General features: G+C 66.3%; 16 protein-coding genes. 13 read left to right on the top strand and 3 right to left on the bottom strand.

Annotated elements, in window-relative coordinates; genetic code table 11:
• Nucleotides 1–19 precede the first annotated feature (19 nt).
• The gene (locus tag FPV16_RS03360; protein ID WP_413629164.1) at nt 20–2,083 is read right to left on the bottom strand and encodes a protein meaA; all 2,064 of its coding nucleotides are present in this window, start codon (nt 2,081–2,083) and stop codon (nt 20–22) included.
• Between the two features lie 394 nt (nt 2,084–2,477).
• Here FPV16_RS03360 and ccrA point away from each other — a divergent pair, with 394 nt between their 5' ends.
• The gene (gene ccrA, locus FPV16_RS03355; RefSeq protein ID WP_227436088.1) at nt 2,478–3,761 is read left to right on the top strand and encodes a crotonyl-CoA carboxylase/reductase; all 1,284 of its coding nucleotides are present in this window, start codon (nt 2,478–2,480) and stop codon (nt 3,759–3,761) included.
• 15 nt (nt 3,762–3,776) lie between these two features.
• Here ccrA and FPV16_RS03350 read toward each other — a convergent pair whose 3' ends face one another.
• Nucleotides 3,777–3,947 carry a hypothetical protein gene (locus FPV16_RS03350; RefSeq protein WP_187273293.1) on the bottom strand — a complete coding sequence of 57 codons (171 nt, stop codon included), beginning with the start codon at nt 3,945–3,947 and terminating at the stop codon, nt 3,777–3,779.
• Between the two features lie 192 nt (nt 3,948–4,139).
• Between FPV16_RS03350 and leuD the strand changes: the two genes are divergently transcribed.
• The 3 genes from leuD (at nt 4,140) to FPV16_RS03335 (ending at nt 6,768) form a co-directional block, all read left to right on the top strand.
• Nucleotides 4,140–4,742, top strand: coding sequence for a 3-isopropylmalate dehydratase small subunit (gene leuD / locus FPV16_RS03345; protein WP_227436085.1), 603 nt, complete (start codon nt 4,140–4,142; stop codon nt 4,740–4,742).
• An 80-nt stretch (nt 4,743–4,822) separates the two neighbouring features.
• Nucleotides 4,823–6,013, top strand: a complete 1,191-nt coding sequence (locus FPV16_RS03340) for a lytic murein transglycosylase (RefSeq protein WP_227436084.1) — start codon at nt 4,823–4,825, stop codon at nt 6,011–6,013.
• A gap of 500 nt (nt 6,014–6,513) precedes the next feature.
• Entirely contained in the window at nt 6,514–6,768 is a 255-nt protein-coding gene (locus tag FPV16_RS03335; RefSeq protein ID WP_227436082.1) for a hypothetical protein, read from the top strand.
• Between the two features lie 179 nt (nt 6,769–6,947).
• Here FPV16_RS03335 and rplS read toward each other — a convergent pair whose 3' ends face one another.
• The gene (rplS, locus tag FPV16_RS03330) at nt 6,948–7,403 is read right to left on the bottom strand and encodes a 50S ribosomal protein L19 (protein ID WP_018042354.1); all 456 of its coding nucleotides are present in this window, start codon (nt 7,401–7,403) and stop codon (nt 6,948–6,950) included.
• 278 nt (nt 7,404–7,681) lie between these two features.
• Between rplS and FPV16_RS03325 the strand changes: the two genes are divergently transcribed.
• From FPV16_RS03325 to lnt, 9 genes are all read left to right on the top strand, one after another.
• On the top strand, nt 7,682–8,248 hold the full coding sequence (locus FPV16_RS03325; protein ID WP_227436080.1) for a NifU family protein: 567 nt from the start codon (nt 7,682–7,684) through the stop codon (nt 8,246–8,248).
• A gap of 123 nt (nt 8,249–8,371) precedes the next feature.
• Nucleotides 8,372–9,052 (top strand): tRNA (adenosine(37)-N6)-threonylcarbamoyltransferase complex dimerization subunit type 1 TsaB, encoded by a 681-nt coding sequence (gene tsaB, locus FPV16_RS03320; RefSeq protein ID WP_227436079.1) that lies wholly within the window; start codon nt 8,372–8,374, stop codon nt 9,050–9,052.
• Nucleotides 9,049–9,570 (top strand): GNAT family N-acetyltransferase, encoded by a 522-nt coding sequence (locus FPV16_RS03315; protein WP_227436078.1) that lies wholly within the window; start codon nt 9,049–9,051, stop codon nt 9,568–9,570. The genes tsaB and FPV16_RS03315 overlap by 4 nt, the downstream gene beginning before the upstream one ends.
• 27 nt (nt 9,571–9,597) lie before the next feature.
• A complete protein-coding gene (locus tag FPV16_RS03310) occupies nt 9,598–10,470 on the top strand; it encodes a lysophospholipid acyltransferase family protein (RefSeq protein WP_227436077.1) in 873 nt (290 codons plus the stop codon).
• Nucleotides 10,471–10,594: 124 nt separating this feature from the next.
• Entirely contained in the window at nt 10,595–11,935 is a 1,341-nt protein-coding gene (miaB, locus tag FPV16_RS03305; RefSeq protein ID WP_227436076.1) for a tRNA (N6-isopentenyl adenosine(37)-C2)-methylthiotransferase MiaB, read from the top strand.
• 177 nt (nt 11,936–12,112) lie between these two features.
• Complete coding sequence (locus FPV16_RS03300; RefSeq protein ID WP_227436224.1) at nt 12,113–13,156, top strand: PhoH family protein; 1,044 nt, start codon at nt 12,113–12,115, stop codon at nt 13,154–13,156.
• A 5-nt stretch (nt 13,157–13,161) separates the two neighbouring features.
• A complete protein-coding gene (ybeY, locus tag FPV16_RS03295) occupies nt 13,162–13,653 on the top strand; it encodes an rRNA maturation RNase YbeY (RefSeq protein WP_227436075.1) in 492 nt (163 codons plus the stop codon).
• A gap of 36 nt (nt 13,654–13,689) precedes the next feature.
• Entirely contained in the window at nt 13,690–14,814 is a 1,125-nt protein-coding gene (locus FPV16_RS03290) for a hemolysin family protein (protein WP_227436074.1), read from the top strand.
• Nucleotides 14,815–14,931: 117 nt separating this feature from the next.
• Nucleotides 14,932–16,623, top strand: a complete 1,692-nt coding sequence (gene lnt / locus FPV16_RS03285) for an apolipoprotein N-acyltransferase (RefSeq protein ID WP_227436073.1) — start codon at nt 14,932–14,934, stop codon at nt 16,621–16,623.
• The last annotated feature ends 10 nt before the right edge of the window (nt 16,624–16,633 follow it).

Here is a 16,633-nt window from a genome sequence, read left to right as displayed (position 1 = left end):
CTAACAGGGATATGCGGCGCTAGAATACCGTCTCGCCACCACTCCTGACGGAGGAGCCGCCGATTCCGGCGGCGGCATCGGCTTTTTCGGCGGCGCGCTTGTCGAGGGCGCGACCCACCACCTTCGCGATGCCGATCATGATCGTGTCGAGGATGTAGTCCTTGGGCGTATAGACCGCCGTGACGCCCATATTCTTCAGGACGAGTTCGTCCTCCGGCGAGATGATGCCGCCGACGACGAGGGGTACGTGGTCGAGCCCCGCCTCCCGCATCTTCGCCTTCACGTCGCGCACCAGGGGGACGTGACTGCCGGACAGAATCGACAGGCCGACCACGTGGGCGCCGGTTTCCTTGGCCTTCGCCACGATCTCGGCCGGGGTCTGGCGGATGCCGTCATAGGTCACGTCGAAACCGACGTCGCGGGCGCGGAGCGCGATCTGCTCGGCGCCGTTCGAATGACCGTCGAGACCGGGCTTGCCGACGACGAGCTTGGGCGTCTCGCCCAGGCGCTCGCCGAGATCGGCGATGAGAAGCTTGGCATCCTCGGCCGCACCCGAGGAGATCGTCTCGAGGCTGACGCCGGTGGGCGCGCGGTATTCGCCGAAGACTTGGCGCAGGCGCGTGCCCCATTCGCCGGTGGTGACGCCGGCCTTCGCCGCAGCGATCGAGACCGGCATGATGTTGGCGCCCGAGCGCGCTGCGGCTTCGAGTTCGTCGAGGGCCTTCTCCACGGCCTTGCCGTCGCGCTTCGCACGCCAGTCCCGGATGCGCTGTTCGGCTTCCATTTCCACCGTTTCGGAAACCGTGAAGATGGCGCCCTCCCCGGCCGTGAGCGGCGACGGCTCGCCGGCCTGGAACTTGTTGACGCCGACGACGACCTGATCGCCGGCCTCAATGGCCGAGATGCGCTTGGCGTTGGATTCCACGAGGGCACGCTTCAGCGCCCCGGTCTCGACCGCCGCCACCGCGCCACCAATGCCGCCGATCTCCTTGAGCGCCGCGCGGGTCTCTTCCTTGAGGGACTCGACCTTGGCGTCGATGACTTTCGAGCCGTCGAAGATGTCGTCGTATTCGAGAAGGTCGGTCTCGAAGGCGAGGATCTGCTGCATGCGCATGGACCATTGCTGGTCCCAGGGGCGCGGCAGGCCCAGGGCCTCGTTCCAGGCCGGAAGCTGGACCGCGCGGGCGCGCGCCCGCTTCGACAGGGTGACGGCCAGCATCTCGATCAGGATGCGGTGGACGTTATTCTCCGGTTGCTGCTCGGTCAGGCCGAGGCTGTTGACCTGGACGCCATAGCGAAAAATGCGCTTCTTCGGGTCGGTGATGCCGTAGCGCTCCTGGGCGATCTCGTCCCAGAGTTCCGAGAACGCCCGCATCTTGCAGATCTCGGTGACGAACCGCATGCCGGCATTTACGAAGAACGAGATCCGGCTGAACACGTCGGCGAAGCTCGCCTCGTCGAAATCGGGATCGTCCCGCACGGTGTCGAGCACCGCGATGGCGATGGCCAGCGCGTAGGAGAGCTCCTGGACCGGCGTCGCGCCGGCCTCCTGCAGGTGGTAGGAACACACGTTCATCGGGTTCCACTTCGGCACTTCCTTGGTCGTGAACAGGATCACGTCCTTGGTCAGGCGAAGCGACGGCGCCGGCGGGAACACGTAGGTGCCGCGCGACAGGTACTCCTTGATGATGTCGTTCTGCGTCGTGCCTTGGAGCCCGGCGAAGGGCACGCCCTGCTCCTCGGCCACCGCGAGATAGAGCGACAGCAGCCACGGCGCCGTGGCGTTGATCGTCATCGAGGTGTTCATCTGCGAGAGCGGAATCTGGTCGAACAGCGCCCGCATGTCGCCGAGATGCGCAATCGACACGCCGACCTTGCCGACCTCGCCGCGCGCCAACTCGTGGTCGGGGTCGTAGCCGGTCTGGGTCGGCAGATCGAAGGCTACCGACAGGCCGGTCTGACCCTTGGCGAGGTTGCCCCGATAGAGGGCGTTCGATTCCTTGGCGTTGGAATGGCCGGCATAGGTCCGGATGATCCAGGGCTTGTCGCGCTTGACCTCGGCGACGGTCGCACTCGCGCTCATTCCACTGACTCCACTCGATTCCAAAGGCCGCGCCATCTCGCGCTTATTGTGCGGCACCCTATCCAAGCCTCGAGCGTACGTCATCTGGCCGAAGGTCCGACTTCTCGGCTGATGGCTCAGAATGTTTCGAAAAATTCTAGACGCCAGGATCAAGCGAATTAAAGGATGCCACGCGACGCAGCAGAGGTGAATTCGTTGTAAATCATTGATTTTGATACGTAATATGCCGCAATGAACAGGTTATCGAAGTAATCTAATAATGAATACACAAACCAGCTGGGCTGCCAGCTCCCGCGCAGGGGCACGGTGACGGGTCATGGCCATTTAGGGGGCCTTGGAGCAGTTCAGGTTCGTCGATATAGGGTCGCTCAGAAGAAGAATTGGGAGAGCCAAGATGTCGGCGAGTGCGGCCTTGAATACGACCGAGGGCAAGGACCTCTACGAGTTGGGCGAGATCCCGCCCCTCGGCCATGTTCCGGCGAAGATGTATGCCTGGACGATCCGGCGCGAGCGTCACGGGCCGCCGGAGGACTCGATGCAGGTCGAGGTGGTGCCGACCTGGGAGATCGGCGACGACGAAGTGCTGGTCTACGTCATGGCCGCCGGCATCAACTACAACGGCGTGTGGGCCGGCCTGGGCGAGCCGATCTCCCCCTTCGACGTGCACAAGGCCGACTACCACATCGCCGGCTCGGATGCCTCGGGCATCGTCTGGGCCGTGGGTGCCAAGGTGAAGCGCTGGAAGGTCGGCGACGAGGTCATCGTCCATTGTAACCGCGACGACGGCGACGACGAGGAGTGCAACGGCGGCGATCCGATGTTCTCGCCCTCGCAGCGGATCTGGGGCTACGAGACTCCGGACGGCTCGTTCGCGCAATTCTGCCGGGTGCAGTCGCGCCAGCTGATGAAGCGGCCGCAGCACCTGACCTGGGAGGAAGGCGCCTGCTACACGCTGACCCTCGCCACCGCCTACCGCATGCTGTTCGGCCACGCTCCCCACACGGTGAAGCCTGGCCAGAACGTGCTGATCTGGGGTGCCTCGGGTGGTCTCGGCGTGTTCGGCGTCCAGCTTTGCGCGGCCTCCGGTGCGAACGCCATCGCGGTGATCTCGGACGAGTCGAAGCGCGACTACGTGATGAGCCTCGGTGCCAAGGGCGTCATCAACCGTAAGGACTTCGATTGCTGGGGCCAGCTGCCGAAGGTGAACTCACCGGAATTTCACGCCTGGACCAAGGAAGCGCGCAAGTTCGGCAAGGCGATCTGGGACATCACCGGCAAGGGCAACGACGTCGACATCGTCTTCGAGCATCCCGGCGAGGCGACCTTCCCGGTCTCGGCGCTGGTGGTGAAGCGCGGCGGCATGGTGGTGTTCTGCGCTGGCACCACCGGTTTCAACATCACCTTCGATGCCCGCTACGTCTGGATGCGTCAGAAACGCATCCAGGGCTCGCACTTCGCCCACCTGAAGCAGGCCTCGGCCGCGAACCAGTTCGTGCTCGACCAGCGCATCGACCCGTGCATGAGCGAGGTGTTCCCGTGGGACAAGATCCCCCAGGCGCACACCAAGATGTGGAAGAACCAGCACCCGCCCGGCAACATGGCCTGCCTCGTCAACGCCCCCCGCGCCGGGCTCCGCACGCTGGAAGACGTGATCGAAGCCGGTCCCCTGAAGCGCTGAGGCCGAGGACCGTGCTCAGCGCTTGCCGCCCTCGGCGGGCAGGTGCTGGGCATAGGCCTCGCGCTCTTCGCGCTCCTTGATCAGATCGGCATAGGCCTGGCGCATTTCCGGTGACACGGACACGCTCCGGGCCTTTTCCTTTTTGCGCTTGGGCGCCTTCTTGAACTGGTTGGCGGTCTCGTTCATCGCGTCATCCCGGTTGTCCGTTGACGACAAGCATAGCTAAGTTGCGTGACGGCTACGAGATGGCATCACCTGCTTTCGGCATGCCGATGCGACTGGTAAGGTGCGGACATAGCATTGTCCGGTAATCGCCCCGCCTCTCCGGAGAAGCGGATACGCGCGGGCGACGGGCCAGTTCACGAACGGCGAAGCATCATGGAAAAGTTCACCACCCTCACCGGCGTTGCGGCGCCAATGCGCATCACCAACGTCGATACCGACCGGATCATCCCGAAGCAGTATCTCAAGACGATCAAGCGCACCGGCCTCGGCAAGGGCCTATTCTCCGAAATGCGCTACAACGATGACGGTACCGAGAACCCGGATTTCGTCCTCAACCAGTCGGCCTATCGCAACGCCAAGGTGCTGGTGGCCGGCGACAATTTCGGCTGTGGCTCCTCGCGCGAGCACGCGCCGTGGGCGCTCGCCGATTTCGGTATCCGCTGCATCATCTCCACGAGCTTCGCCGACATCTTTTTCAACAACTGCGCCAAGAACGGCATCCTCGCCATCATCGTCTCTCCGGAAGATCTGGAGAAGCTGTTCGACGATGCCGAGCGCGGCGCCAACGCCACCCTGACGATCGATCTGGAGAGCCAGACCATCAAGGGGCCGGATGGCGGCACCCTGCATTTCGACATCGATGCCGGGCGCAAGGAAAGCCTGCTCAACGGGCTCGACGAGATCGGCCTGACCCTCATGCGCGCGCCCAAGATCGACGCCTACGAGGAGAAGCTCGCCGCGCGCGGATTTGCCTGAGGGCCGACATCATCACGGTTCGTTTACCATGCGCGCGGCTTAAAGGTGGGGAAACGCCGAAACCCGCCGGGAGACCGCCCATGACGTCGCGCGCGAAGCTGACCGCCCTCCTCTGCCTTGCGAGTGCGGTAGCGTCCGTTCCGGCCAAGGCCGATTTCCGCTCCTGCCTCGCCTCGCTTCAGGCCGAGGCGGCCTCGCAGGGGATCTCGGCCCAGACCTTCCGCGCGGCGACCGACGGCATCGCCTTCGACGACAAGGTCATCGAACTGTCCCAGGCGCAGCCCGAGTTTAAGACGCCGATCTGGGACTACATGGCCGCCCTCGTCGACGAGGAGCGCGTGGATGACGGCAAGGCGGCGATGAAGCAGCACGCCCAGGCCCTCGCCAATGCCGAGGCGCGTTACGGCGTCGACCGCTACACCATCGCCGCCGTCTGGGGTGTGGAATCGAATTTCGGCAAGAATCTCGGCAAGATGCCGCTGGTGCAGTCCTTCGCCACCCTGATCTGCTCGAACCACCGCCGCGCCGGTTTCTTCAAGGGTGAGATGATGGCGACCCTGAAGATCATCGAGCGCGGCGATATCGATCCGTCCCGCCTCACGGGATCATGGGCCGGCGCCTTCGGTCAGACCCAGTTCATGCCCACCACCTACCAGCGCCTCGCTGTCGACGGCGATGGCGACGGGCGCCGCGATCTCGTGGATTCGGTGCCCGACGCGGTGGCCTCCACCGCCAACTTCCTGCGCGTGGCCAAATGGTCGAACGGCCAGCCCTGGGGCTACGAGGTTCGGGTGCCGAAGGGCTTCAATGCCGGGGCCGCCGGCCGCAAGAACAAGCACGCCGTGGCGCATTGGGCCTCCATGGGCGTCACCCGGATCGATGGGCGTCCGCTCTCCGGCGACGGCCCTGCCGGCATCCTGCTCCCGGCCGGCATCAACGGTCCGGCCTTCCTGGTGACCCGGAATTTCGACGCGCTCTATTCCTACAACGCCGCCGAATCCTATGGTCTCGCTATCGCGGTGCTGTCCGACCGCCTGCGCGGCCGCTCAGGCGTCCAGGCGGAATGGCCGACAGACGATCCGCCCCTGTCGCGCGTCGAGCGCCGTGACCTTCAGACCCGACTGGCGGCTCAGGGCTATGATGTCGGCGAGCCGGACGGCAAGGTCGGCGCCAAGACCCGCGACGCGATCAAGGCCATCGAGCGCAAGCTCGGCATGCCTCAGACCGGGCGGCCGGGCGGCAAGGTGCTTGAAGCCCTGCGGAGGGGATAGGGGTGTGAAGGGGGCCGGGCGTCCTCGTTCGATCGGCAGCCCCGACCTTCGATGCGCCCGTTACGGGGCACTGATGAAGCCGACCCCACCTCCGAGACGGCGCCGATCGCCGCCTCAGGCTATGACGGGGAGGGGCTCCAGCTCGAGCGGATGTTTACGAAGACGTCCTCTCATCGCTCGGACACAAGCGGCATGTTCGTATTTGTAAGATGATGCCGATCTTTATTGATACTTGTCGTGGTCGATACCCGAAGTAGAATTTCGATTTGTCAGGCTATGTACTAATATTTTACCGACGGTCTGCTTCGTTTTGCTCCAAAAGGGTTGCGTTCGGATCGCATCGGGCGGTTAATCCACCCCTCCGAACGCAATGTCGGGCATGTCCTCTTGGCCCGTGTGACACCGCACCCTGTTCATAGACTAGGCTGATTGACTTAGGATTAGGCATTGTTGGCCACCCGTTGATCCTTATGTAGCTGAAACATGCACTAAGGAAAATCATGTTGTACAAAAATATAGCACTAGCGGCCGTGCTCGTTCTCGCGACAGCCTCCTCGGCGGCGGTGGCACAGACGTCGGGAAAGCCCGGCGTTCAACAGCGGCATCAGGATATCGACGCCACTCATGCGATCGACCAGCGCTATGACCCGTCGCGGATGTTGAGCCCCGCGCCGCAGCAGGAGATGAAAATGATCCCCTTCCCCCGTGGCGGGCGGATGGAAATGATTCTCGTGCCGGCCAATCCGTCCTCGTAGATTTTGCGACCAACGATGGGGCGGGTCGAGCATGTCTCGGCATGCAAGCCTGCTTTGGGATGCAAGCGTGCTTTGGGATAGACGCCGATGCGGCGTCTATCCGCCAACGAAAAAGGCCGGGCAATGCCCGGCCTCTCGTAATTCTAAAGAGTCGTGCCGGACAGCTTACTCGGCAGCAGTCACTCTGCAGCGGTCTTGGCAGCGGACTTTGCGGCCTTCTCGGCCTTGCGGGCGTCCTTGTTGGCCTTCGAGGCATCGGCCTTGGCGGCCTTCTCGGCGGGGCGGTCGGCGCGCTCGACGATACGGGCCGACTTACCGCGACGGTCGCGCAAGTAGTACAGCTTGGCGCGACGGACCTTGCCGCGACGCACGACGGCGATCGAATCGATCATCGGCGAGTAGACCGGGAAGACGCGCTCGACGCCCTCGCCGTAGGAAATCTTGCGGACGGTGAAGCTCTCGTTGAGGCCGCCACCGGAGCGCGCGATGCACACGCCTTCATAGGCCTGCACGCGGGTACGCTCGCCTTCCTTCACCTTGACGTTCACGGTCACCGTGTCGCCGGGCTGGAAGTCGGGAATGGTCTTGCCGAGCGCAGCGATCTGCTCCTGCTCGAGCTGCTGGATGATGTTCATGGTCAAGTTCCTGCCGGTGCGCGCCCGCGATCCCAGGAGGGGAATGCGTGCGTCAGGATTTCGGCATCCTGTTTTGAGTTGCCGCGGGCCATACAGGAAGCATCGACGCTTGTCGACATCCCCACGCAGCCAAAGCATGTCGTCGGGCTTGCCTCCGGGCGCACGCAGGTTGAGAAAACTCCGCGCGCGGTCCACATGAATACGGAGGCGCGGGCCATTCCCGCCGCCCTTCCCGGCCGGCCTTGAACCGGCGCAGCGGACGAGGATACATCAAAGCCATGTTCATCCAGACCGAAGCCACCCCGAACCCCGCCACCCTGAAGTTCCTGCCCGGCCGCGTGGTCCTGCCCGAATCGACCTTCGAGGCGCGCGATGCCAACGCCGCCGCGCGCTCTCCCCTGGCGCAGCGCCTGTTCGACGTGCCCGGCGTCGCGGGCGTGTATTTCGGCCACGACTTCATCTCGGTCACGAAGATCGAGAACGAGCATGGCTGGCCGCAGGTGAAGCCCGCGATCCTCGGTGCGATCATGGAGCATTTCCAGTCGGGCGCCCCGGTCCTGGCCGAAGGCGTCGTCCTCGGCGGCGACGATGCGGAAGAGTTCTACGACGAGGCGGACCACGACACCGTCGTTACCATCAAGGATCTCCTCGAGACCCGCGTGCGTCCGGCCGTGGCCAGCGATGGCGGCGACATCACGTTCCGCGGCTTCAAGGAGGGCGTGGTTTACCTCGAAATGAAGGGGGCCTGTTCCGGCTGCCCGTCCTCTACGGCCACCCTCCGGCACGGGGTGCAGAACCTGTTCAAGCACTTCCTCCCCGAGGTGCGTGAGGTCCAGGCGGTCTGACCGCCGTCGCAAGCGCGCAACACCCTGCGTCCTTCGTCTCTTTCGAGGCCGCCCCGCACTGACGGGGCGGCTTTTTCCGTCGTAAACTCGCGCGCCCGACGGGCATCCCGATCTGGAGTGACGTTGCGTATCCTGGCTATCGACACGGCGCTCGACGCCTGCTCCGTCTGCATCGCGACGGATCTCTCCGACGATCTCCTCGCCGAAGAATCCATGACGCTGGCCCGTGGCCATGCCGAAGCGCTGCTTCCCATGCTCGAACGCGTGATGGCGCGGGTGGAGGGCGGGTTCGAGAGCCTCGACCGGGTCGCCGTCACCGTCGGTCCCGGGAGCTATACCGGTCTGCGCGTCGGCCTGTCGGCCGCCCGGGCCGTTGGCCTCGCGTCACAGATCTCCGTCGTCGGCGTCACTACCCTGTCCGCGCTCCTGGCGCCGCTCCTCGCCACGAACGGCCAGGGCCTGATCGCAGCCGCGATCGATGCCCGGCACGGCTCGGTGTATTTTCAGGCCATGAACATGGCCGAAGGCATCGTCGTACCTCCGAGCTTGCTGCGCCTGGAGGAAGCGGCCGATCACGTTGGCCGCGACACCGTCACCCTCGTCGGGTCCGGAGCGCCCGCTTTGGCGAGCCTGCTCAGATCCCGCGGCATCGCCGTGACGGTCAGCGATGCCGGGCCGCCGCAGATCGCCTGGATCGCCTCCCTCGGCATGCTGGCCGACCCCGCTCAAGCCCTGGCGCGCCCCCTCTATCTGCGCGGACCGGACGCCACTCCCCAGGATCACGCGAGGCTGGCCCGTCGATGATTCGTCCCGTCTCTCCGCTCTGGGCTCTCGATTGGTGGCTGGCCTGGTGGGACGCCTGGGGCGGCGAGCCCTATGTCGCGCCCCTGCGCGATTCCTCCGCCGCCGCCGCTCTCGCCCGCCTCCATGCCACCGCCTTCGCGCGGCCGTGGGACTCCCATGAATTCGAGCGGATGCTGTGCGAGCGCTCCACCGAGGCCCACGCCTTGTGGCGCGCCGGTGCGATCCAGGGCTTTATCCTCTCGCGCCGCGTCGCCGACGAGGCCGAGATTCTCACCGTCGTCCTGGCGCCTGCCGTGCGTGGTGGCGGCCTGAGCCACAAGCTCGTACGCGAGCATCTCGGACATCTCGCGCTGAGCGGGGTGCGCAACGTCCATCTCGAAGTCGACGAGGGCAACGCCGCCGCCCTGAAGCTCTATGCCCGGCACGGGTTCAAGCAGGTCGGCGAGCGGACCGGGTATTATGCCCGCCCGGATGGCAGCCGCGCCACCGCCTTCACCATGACGGCCTCCCTGTCGTGAGCCGCGATTCGTGACCGGCGGCGGACGATGACACGTCTCGGCACCGTCTTCCGGCTCCTGATCTGCGTCCTCTCCTTCGGGGTGCTGGTCGGTCCGCATCTCCTCAGCCTGAGATTCGGGCGGGGGCGCATTGCCGCCCATACGCCGACCTATTTCCACCGAGTGTTCCTGGCTCTCTTCTCGGTGAGGGTGACCCAGAGCGGTACACCCCCCGCCTTGGGAGAGCCGGCCCTCGTCCTGTCCAACCACATCTCGTGGCTCGATATCGTCGTGCTCGGATCCCTGCGGCCGCTGTCCTTCGTGGCGAAATCGGAGATTTCCGGCTGGCCCGTGGTGGGAACCCTGGCCCGGCTTCAGCGCACCGTCTTCATCGACCGGGCGCGCCGTGCCGCCACCGCCAGTGTCAACGCCACGGTGGCGAGTCGGTTGACCGACGGCGACCTCATCGTCCTCTTCGCCGAAGGCACGACGGGGGACGGAACACGGCTGCTGCCGTTCCGCTCCTCCCTCGTGGGGGCGGCCCGTGCCGCTATCGATGCCGAGGGTGGCACCCGCGACAGGGTGCGGCTCCAGCCCCTGGCCCTCACCTATCCGCGCCGCAACGGCCTGCCCGTGGTCCGGTCCGAGCGGCCGGGCATTGCCTGGTACGGCGACATGGAGCTCGCGCCGCATCTCGCGGTCTTCCTCCGGGAGGGGCCGATCGACGTGCACGTGGTCTGGGGTGATCCCATCGCTTTCGAGGCCGGCACCGACCGCAAGCGCGCCACCGCCATGGCCGAAGCCTCGGTGCGCAGGGCGATGCAGGCTTCCGTAACGGGCCGATGGGAGAGCGGGGCAGCGGAGCCTCGCGCCGCAGAGCCCGTCGCCGCAACGCTCACCACCTCCGACATCGCGGCCTGAGCCCCCTCGGCCACGTGCGTAGTGTCGCAAGGAAGCGACGGGCCGGGTGAAACGTGCTAGCACCGCCCACAACAGGGGACGTCCAGGCGATGTCCGGGGTTTATACGGTGCTGGAACGACCGCGTTGAAGAAAGCCTTCGTCAAATCCTACGGCTGTCAGATGAACGCCTACGATGCGGGCCGCATGTCGGACCTGCTCGCGAGCCAGGGCTATGCCGCCACGGAGAGCGTCGAGGAGGCGGATGTCGTCGTCCTCAACACCTGTCACATCCGCGAGAAGGCCGCCGACAAGGTCTATTCCGAACTCGGGCGCCTGCGCGTTCTGAAAACGGCCCGGGCCGAGGCTGGCCTCGACACCCGGATCGTGGTGGCCGGCTGCGTCGCACAGGCCGAAGGCAAGGAGATCCTGGCGCGGGCGCCCTCGGTCGACGTGGTCGTCGGCCCGCAGAATTATCATCGCCTGCCCGATCTCCTCACCCGTTCCGCATCGGCGCGCGTGGTCGACACGGAGTTTCCCGTCGAGGACAAGTTCGACCACCTGCCCGTCCGGCGGACGGCCGCGGTCTCTTCGTTCCTGACCGTGCAGGAAGGCTGCGACAAGTTCTGCGCCTTCTGCGTTGTCCCCTATACCCGCGGCGCCGAAGTCTCGCGCTCCGTGGACGCGATCCTGGACGAAGCGCGCAAACTCGTTCGGGGCGGAGCCCGCGAGCTCACGCTGATCGGGCAGAACGTCAACGCCTATCACGGGGCCGGTGCCGATGGCGTTCCGGTGACGCTTCCCGCGCTGATGCGCACTCTTGAGGCGATTCCCGGCCTCCTGCGCCTGCGCTATACCACCAGCCACCCCAACGACATGGCCGACGACCTGATCCGGGCGCATGGGGAGATCGCCGCCTTGATGCCCTATCTGCACCTGCCGGTTCAGTCGGGCTCCACCCGCGTGCTTCAGGCGATGAACCGCAAGCATACGAGCGACGAGTATCGCCGGCTCATCGAGCGCGTTCGCCGGGTCCGGCCGGACATCGCCCTGTCCTCTGATTTCATCGTCGGGTTTCCCGGCGAGACCGATGTGGAGTTCGAGGAGACGATGCGACTCGTGGCCGAGATCGGCTTCGCGTCGGCCTATTCGTTCAAGTACAGCCCGCGCCCCGGTACGCCGGCCGCCGAACGGGAGGACGCCGTGCCCGAGGCCGTGAAGTCCGAGCGCCTCGCAGCCCTCCAGGCGTTGCTCGATGCCCAGCGCCACGCCTTCAACGCATCCGCCGTAGGCCATGTGGTCGAGGTGTTGGTGGAGAAGGCCGGCCGCCATCCGGGACAGGTCGCCGGCAAGACGCCGCATCTCCTGCCCGTCCAGTTCGATGCCCCGGCCGCCACCATCGGTACCGTCCTGCCCGTGCGCGTGGTCCGCGCCGGCTCGAACAGCCTGTTCGGCGAAGCCGTCACCGACGAGGCGGCGGCCGCTTGAGGGCGCGCATGCCACGGAACTGCATCCCCATCCCGGGCGATCGGCCGGCTGCGTCCTGCCGGTCCCAATTCGCTCGCGACGCTAGCGATACTCACAGCAAGGAGCCTCGGCGTGCCGGCATCTGACGGTTTGACTGGACGGGGGGCGCCCTTGCGCGGGCGTGGGCCGGCGGCGCGGATGGGCGAGATCATGGAGACGGTGGACGTCTCCCTGACCTTCGACGACAACCGGCTCGCGAGCCTCGTCTTCGGCCAATACGACCAGAATGTTGCCCATATCGAGCGGCGTCTCGCCGTCACCGCCACGGCTCTGGGCAACCACTTGGTTGTGAAGGGTCCACCGGATGCTGCGGAGAAGGCGCGCAAGGTGTTCGAGCGGCTCTATGCCCGCGTGAAGGCGAGCGGCACCGCCCTCACCCTCGGCGATGTGGACGGCGCGATCCAGGAGACGACGCTTCAGGGCAACCTCTTCCCCTCGGCCGAAGTGAGCGCCGAGCCGGACCGTCCGCATTTCGACCAGATCGCCACGCGCAAGCGCGGCGCCGTCCGGGCCAGGAACGCGGCCCAGGACACCTACATCAAGCTCCTGCGCAACCACGAACTCGTCTTCGCCGAAGGCCCCGCCGGCACCGGCAAGACCTGGCTCGCGGTGGGCTACGCGGTGTCCCTGCTGGAACAGGGCCATGTGGAGAAGCTGATCCTGTCGCGCCCGGCCGTCGAGGCCGGCGAGCGCCTCGGCTTCTTGCCCGGCGACATGCGCGAGAAGGTCGATCCCTACCTGCGCCCGATCTACGATGCGCTCTACGACTTCATGGAGGCGCGGCACGTGGACCGCAGCCTGCAGACCGGCGTCATCGAGATCGCGCCGCTGGCCTTCATGCGCGGGCGGACCCTGACGAACGCGGTCGTCCTCCTCGACGAGGCACAGAACACCACCTCGATGCAGATGAAGATGTTCCTCACGCGTCTGGGCGAGAACTCGCGGATGATCATCACCGGCGATCCGAGTCAGGTGGATCTGCCGCCCGGCCAGAAATCCGGTTTGGTGGAAGCCGTGAACATCCTCGACGGCGTCGAGGGGATCGGCCGGGTGACCTTCCGCGACGTCGACGTCGTGCGTCACGACCTCGTTCGCCGCATCGTCACCGCCTATGAAACCGCCGCCCATGGCGAGGGCGATGCGGATCGCTCGCCCATGTCCCGCCGCCGTCCCCTGGCCTGACGCCGATGCCCGTGATCGAATCGGAGATCGACGTCGCCGTGGAGGACCCGCGCTGGCAAACCGTGGTGTCCGACCTCGAAGCCTTCGTCGTCCGTGCGGTCGAGGCGGGACTCGCCATCGCCCCCGACGCCCCGGATCATCCGGTGGAGGTGAGCGTGCTGCTCACCACCGACGCCGTGGTCCAGGACCTGAACCGCACCTGGCGCGGCAAAGACAAGCCCACCAACGTCCTGTCCTTCCCCGCCCCGCCGCAACCCGCCCATGCCGGTGTCGCGGTGCCCCTCGGCGATGTCGTTCTTGCGTATGACACGATGCTGCGCGAGAGTGCCAAGCAGGGAAAACCGCTTCAAGACCACCTCGCGCACCTTCTGATCCATGGCACTCTTCATCTCCTCGGCCAGGACCATGAGACCGGCGACGCGGACGCGAACGCCATGGAGGCCCTGGAGACCGAAGCCCTGCACGGCCTCGGTATTCCCGACCCTTATGCCGAGTAAGGGGCGATTTCGCCCGCAATCCCAGATCAGAGAGACATGACGAACGATCGAAGTCGCGGCGCGGCTCAGGCTGCGCCCAGTAGCGGTGACGGTGAGGCGCAGGCGCGCGAGCCCTGGTACGACCGCCTGCTGCACGCCTTCCATCTCCGGCCGCGCGATTCGTTGCGCGACGACATCGAGGATGCGCTGGCCGAACCCGATTCGGGCGAGAACGTGTTCTCCCCCCTCGAGCGGGCCATGCTCAAGAACGTCCTCGGGCTGCACAAGGTGCGGGTGGACGACGTGATGATTCCGCGTGCGGACATCGTCGCCGTCTCCATGGAGACGAGCCTCGGCGATCTGCTCAAGCTCTTCCGCACCGCCGGTCATTCGCGGCTCCCGGTTTATGGTGAAACCCTCGACGATCCGCGCGGCATGGTCCACATCCGCGACTTCGTCGATCACATCGCCGCCAGGGCCGAGGCGACCATCCGTCGTCCGAGCGCCGCCGTCGTCAGCGCCCTCCCCGACACATCGGGCGATGTCGTCGCCGTCGTGCCCCCGCGCCCGCGCCGGGGCACCCGCGCGTTGAAGGCGCTCAACCTCGGCAATGTCGATCTCTCGGCGACCCTGGCTTCGACCCGGATCCAGCGTCCCGTCCTGTTCGTGCCGCCATCCATGCCCGCCATCGATCTCCTAGTGCGGATGCAGGCGACGCGCACGCACATGGCCCTCGTCATCGACGAATATGGCGGGACCGACGGGCTCATCTCCATCGAAGACCTCATCGAGATGGTGGTCGGCGATATCGAGGACGAGCATGACGTGGCCGAAGGTCACCTAGTTCAGCGCGTCGAGGGCGATGCCGACGTGTTCATCGCCGATGCCCGCGCCGGACTCGCCGAGGTATCCGAGGTGAGCGGCGTCGATCTCGTCGCGGCGGTGGGCGAGATGGCCGAGGAGATCGACACGATCGGTGGCCTCATCGTCACGCTGGCCGGGCGCGTACCCTCGCGCGGCGAACTCATCACCGGGCCGGGCGACCTCGAATTCGAGGTGCTCGACGCCGATCCGCGCCGGGTGAAGCGGTTGCGGCTGCATCGCGGCCCGATGAAGATCGCTCCGCTCATACCCCTGGCCCTGCCGCCGCCGAGCAGCGGTCCGATCGCCGAAGCCTCGTAGCGCCTCGTTCCGGATCGAGCGCTCCGGATCCTGCGCCAGGCTTTCGTCTCACATCAGCTTTTCCCGAAACGTGACGGTCACGTCTCGGGCTGATGCTCCAGCCGGGATGACCCGAAGATGAGCTACGCCTTCGACGGTGCCGGGTCGCGCCAGGCGCCCGTGCGCGGAAGCGCGACGGGACCGCTCGCGTACCTCGCGCAATGGATCATGCTCACCTCCGGCTGGCGCCGCATCCTCGTCGCCATCGCATCCGGTGCCGTCGGCGCGTTGGCGATGCCGCCTTTCGGCGCCCTGCCTGCTCTCGTCCTGTCGCTGAGCCTCGCCGTCTGGCTGATCGACGGCGCGGCGACGGGGCGGCGGGGAAATCGCGGCGCGATCCTCGCCTGCGCCGTCATCGGCTGGGCCTGGGGCTTCGGCTATCTCACCGCCGGCCTGTGGTGGCTCGGCTCCGCTTTCCTGGTGGAGGCGGACGAGTTCCTATGGGCGTTGCCCCTTGGCGTGATCGGCCTGCCCGCCGTGCTGGCGCTGTTCTACGCGGCGGGTTTCGCGCTCGCGCGGCTGCTCTGGTCGCATGGACCGGCGCGTATCGCTGCCCTCGCCGTCGGCCTCTCCGCGTGCGAATGGCTGCGCGGCCACCTCTTCACCGGGTTTCCCTGGAACACGCTCGGCATGGCCCTCGGCCAGAACCTGTGGCTGATGCAATCCGCATCCGCGATCGGGCTTTATGGCCTCACGCTTCTGGCTGTCCTGATCACAGGCGCGCCCGCAACCCTCGCCACGGGGGAAACGGCGCGCGGGCGCTACGGGCCGGCCCTGGTCGCCTGTGCCGGACTGGCGGTGATGGCCCTGTTCGGCGCCGCGCGCCTGCCCGCGACCCCCACCGCCACCGTGCCGGGGGTGCGCCTGCGCTTGGTCCAGCCGAACCTCAACCAGGACGCCAAGTTCCGGCCCGAGAACCGTGCGGACATCATCGACTGGTATATCGGCCTTAGTGATCGCGCCGCCGCCCCGGACCGGACCGGCATCGCCGACGTCACGCATGTGATCTGGCCGGAATCGGCGTTTCCCTTCCTGATCCAGCGCGACCCGGATTCCCTAACACGAATCGCCGCCGCCTTTCCGCCCGGGCGGCAGCTCATTACCGGCGCGGCGCGTGCCGAAGAGCCGTTGCCCAACGAGCGCCCGCGCTTCTTCAATTCGATCCTGACGATCTCGTCCGGTCAGAAGCTCGGCGACATCTACGACAAGGTTCATCTCGTACCCTTCGGCGAGTATCTGCCAGGACCCCTCGACGCCGCCTTGAGAGCAGTGGGCCTGCGCCAGTTCGTGTCGATCCCCGGCGGGTTCACGCCCGGCGCCCGCTCCGGCCAGCGTCTCCTCGACGTGACGGGGCTTCCCCCCGTCGTCGCCACGATCTGCTACGAGGCGATCTTTCCCGGCGAGATCCTGCCCGGACATGCCCCTGACGGTCCGGCGCCCGTGCCGGGGCTGATCCTGAACCTTACTAACGATGCCTGGTTCGGCGATACGCCGGGTCCGCGCCAGCACTTCGCCCAGGCCAGGTTGCGGGCCGTCGAGGAGGGATTGCCGTTAGTGCGCGACGCCAACACCGGCATCTCGGCGGTGGTCGATCCCTATGGCCGCATTACCGCCAGCCTACCCGTGGGTGTCGAAGGAATCCTCGACGCGGACCTTCCCGTCCGGTTGCCAGGCCGCACCCGCTATGCCGTCCTGCGTGACCTGCCCTTTGCTGGGATGCTTGCCGGCGTCGGCCTCTTCGCTCTCCTGGCCAAACGTCGCGACCCTTGAAGGCGTCGCA

Source organism: Methylobacterium sp. W2, assembly GCF_020662345.1.
GTDB lineage: Bacteria > Pseudomonadota > Alphaproteobacteria > Rhizobiales > Beijerinckiaceae > Methylobacterium.
The sequence above is the reverse complement of the archived record's forward strand: the minus strand, read 5'-3'. Positions and strand labels throughout refer to the sequence as shown.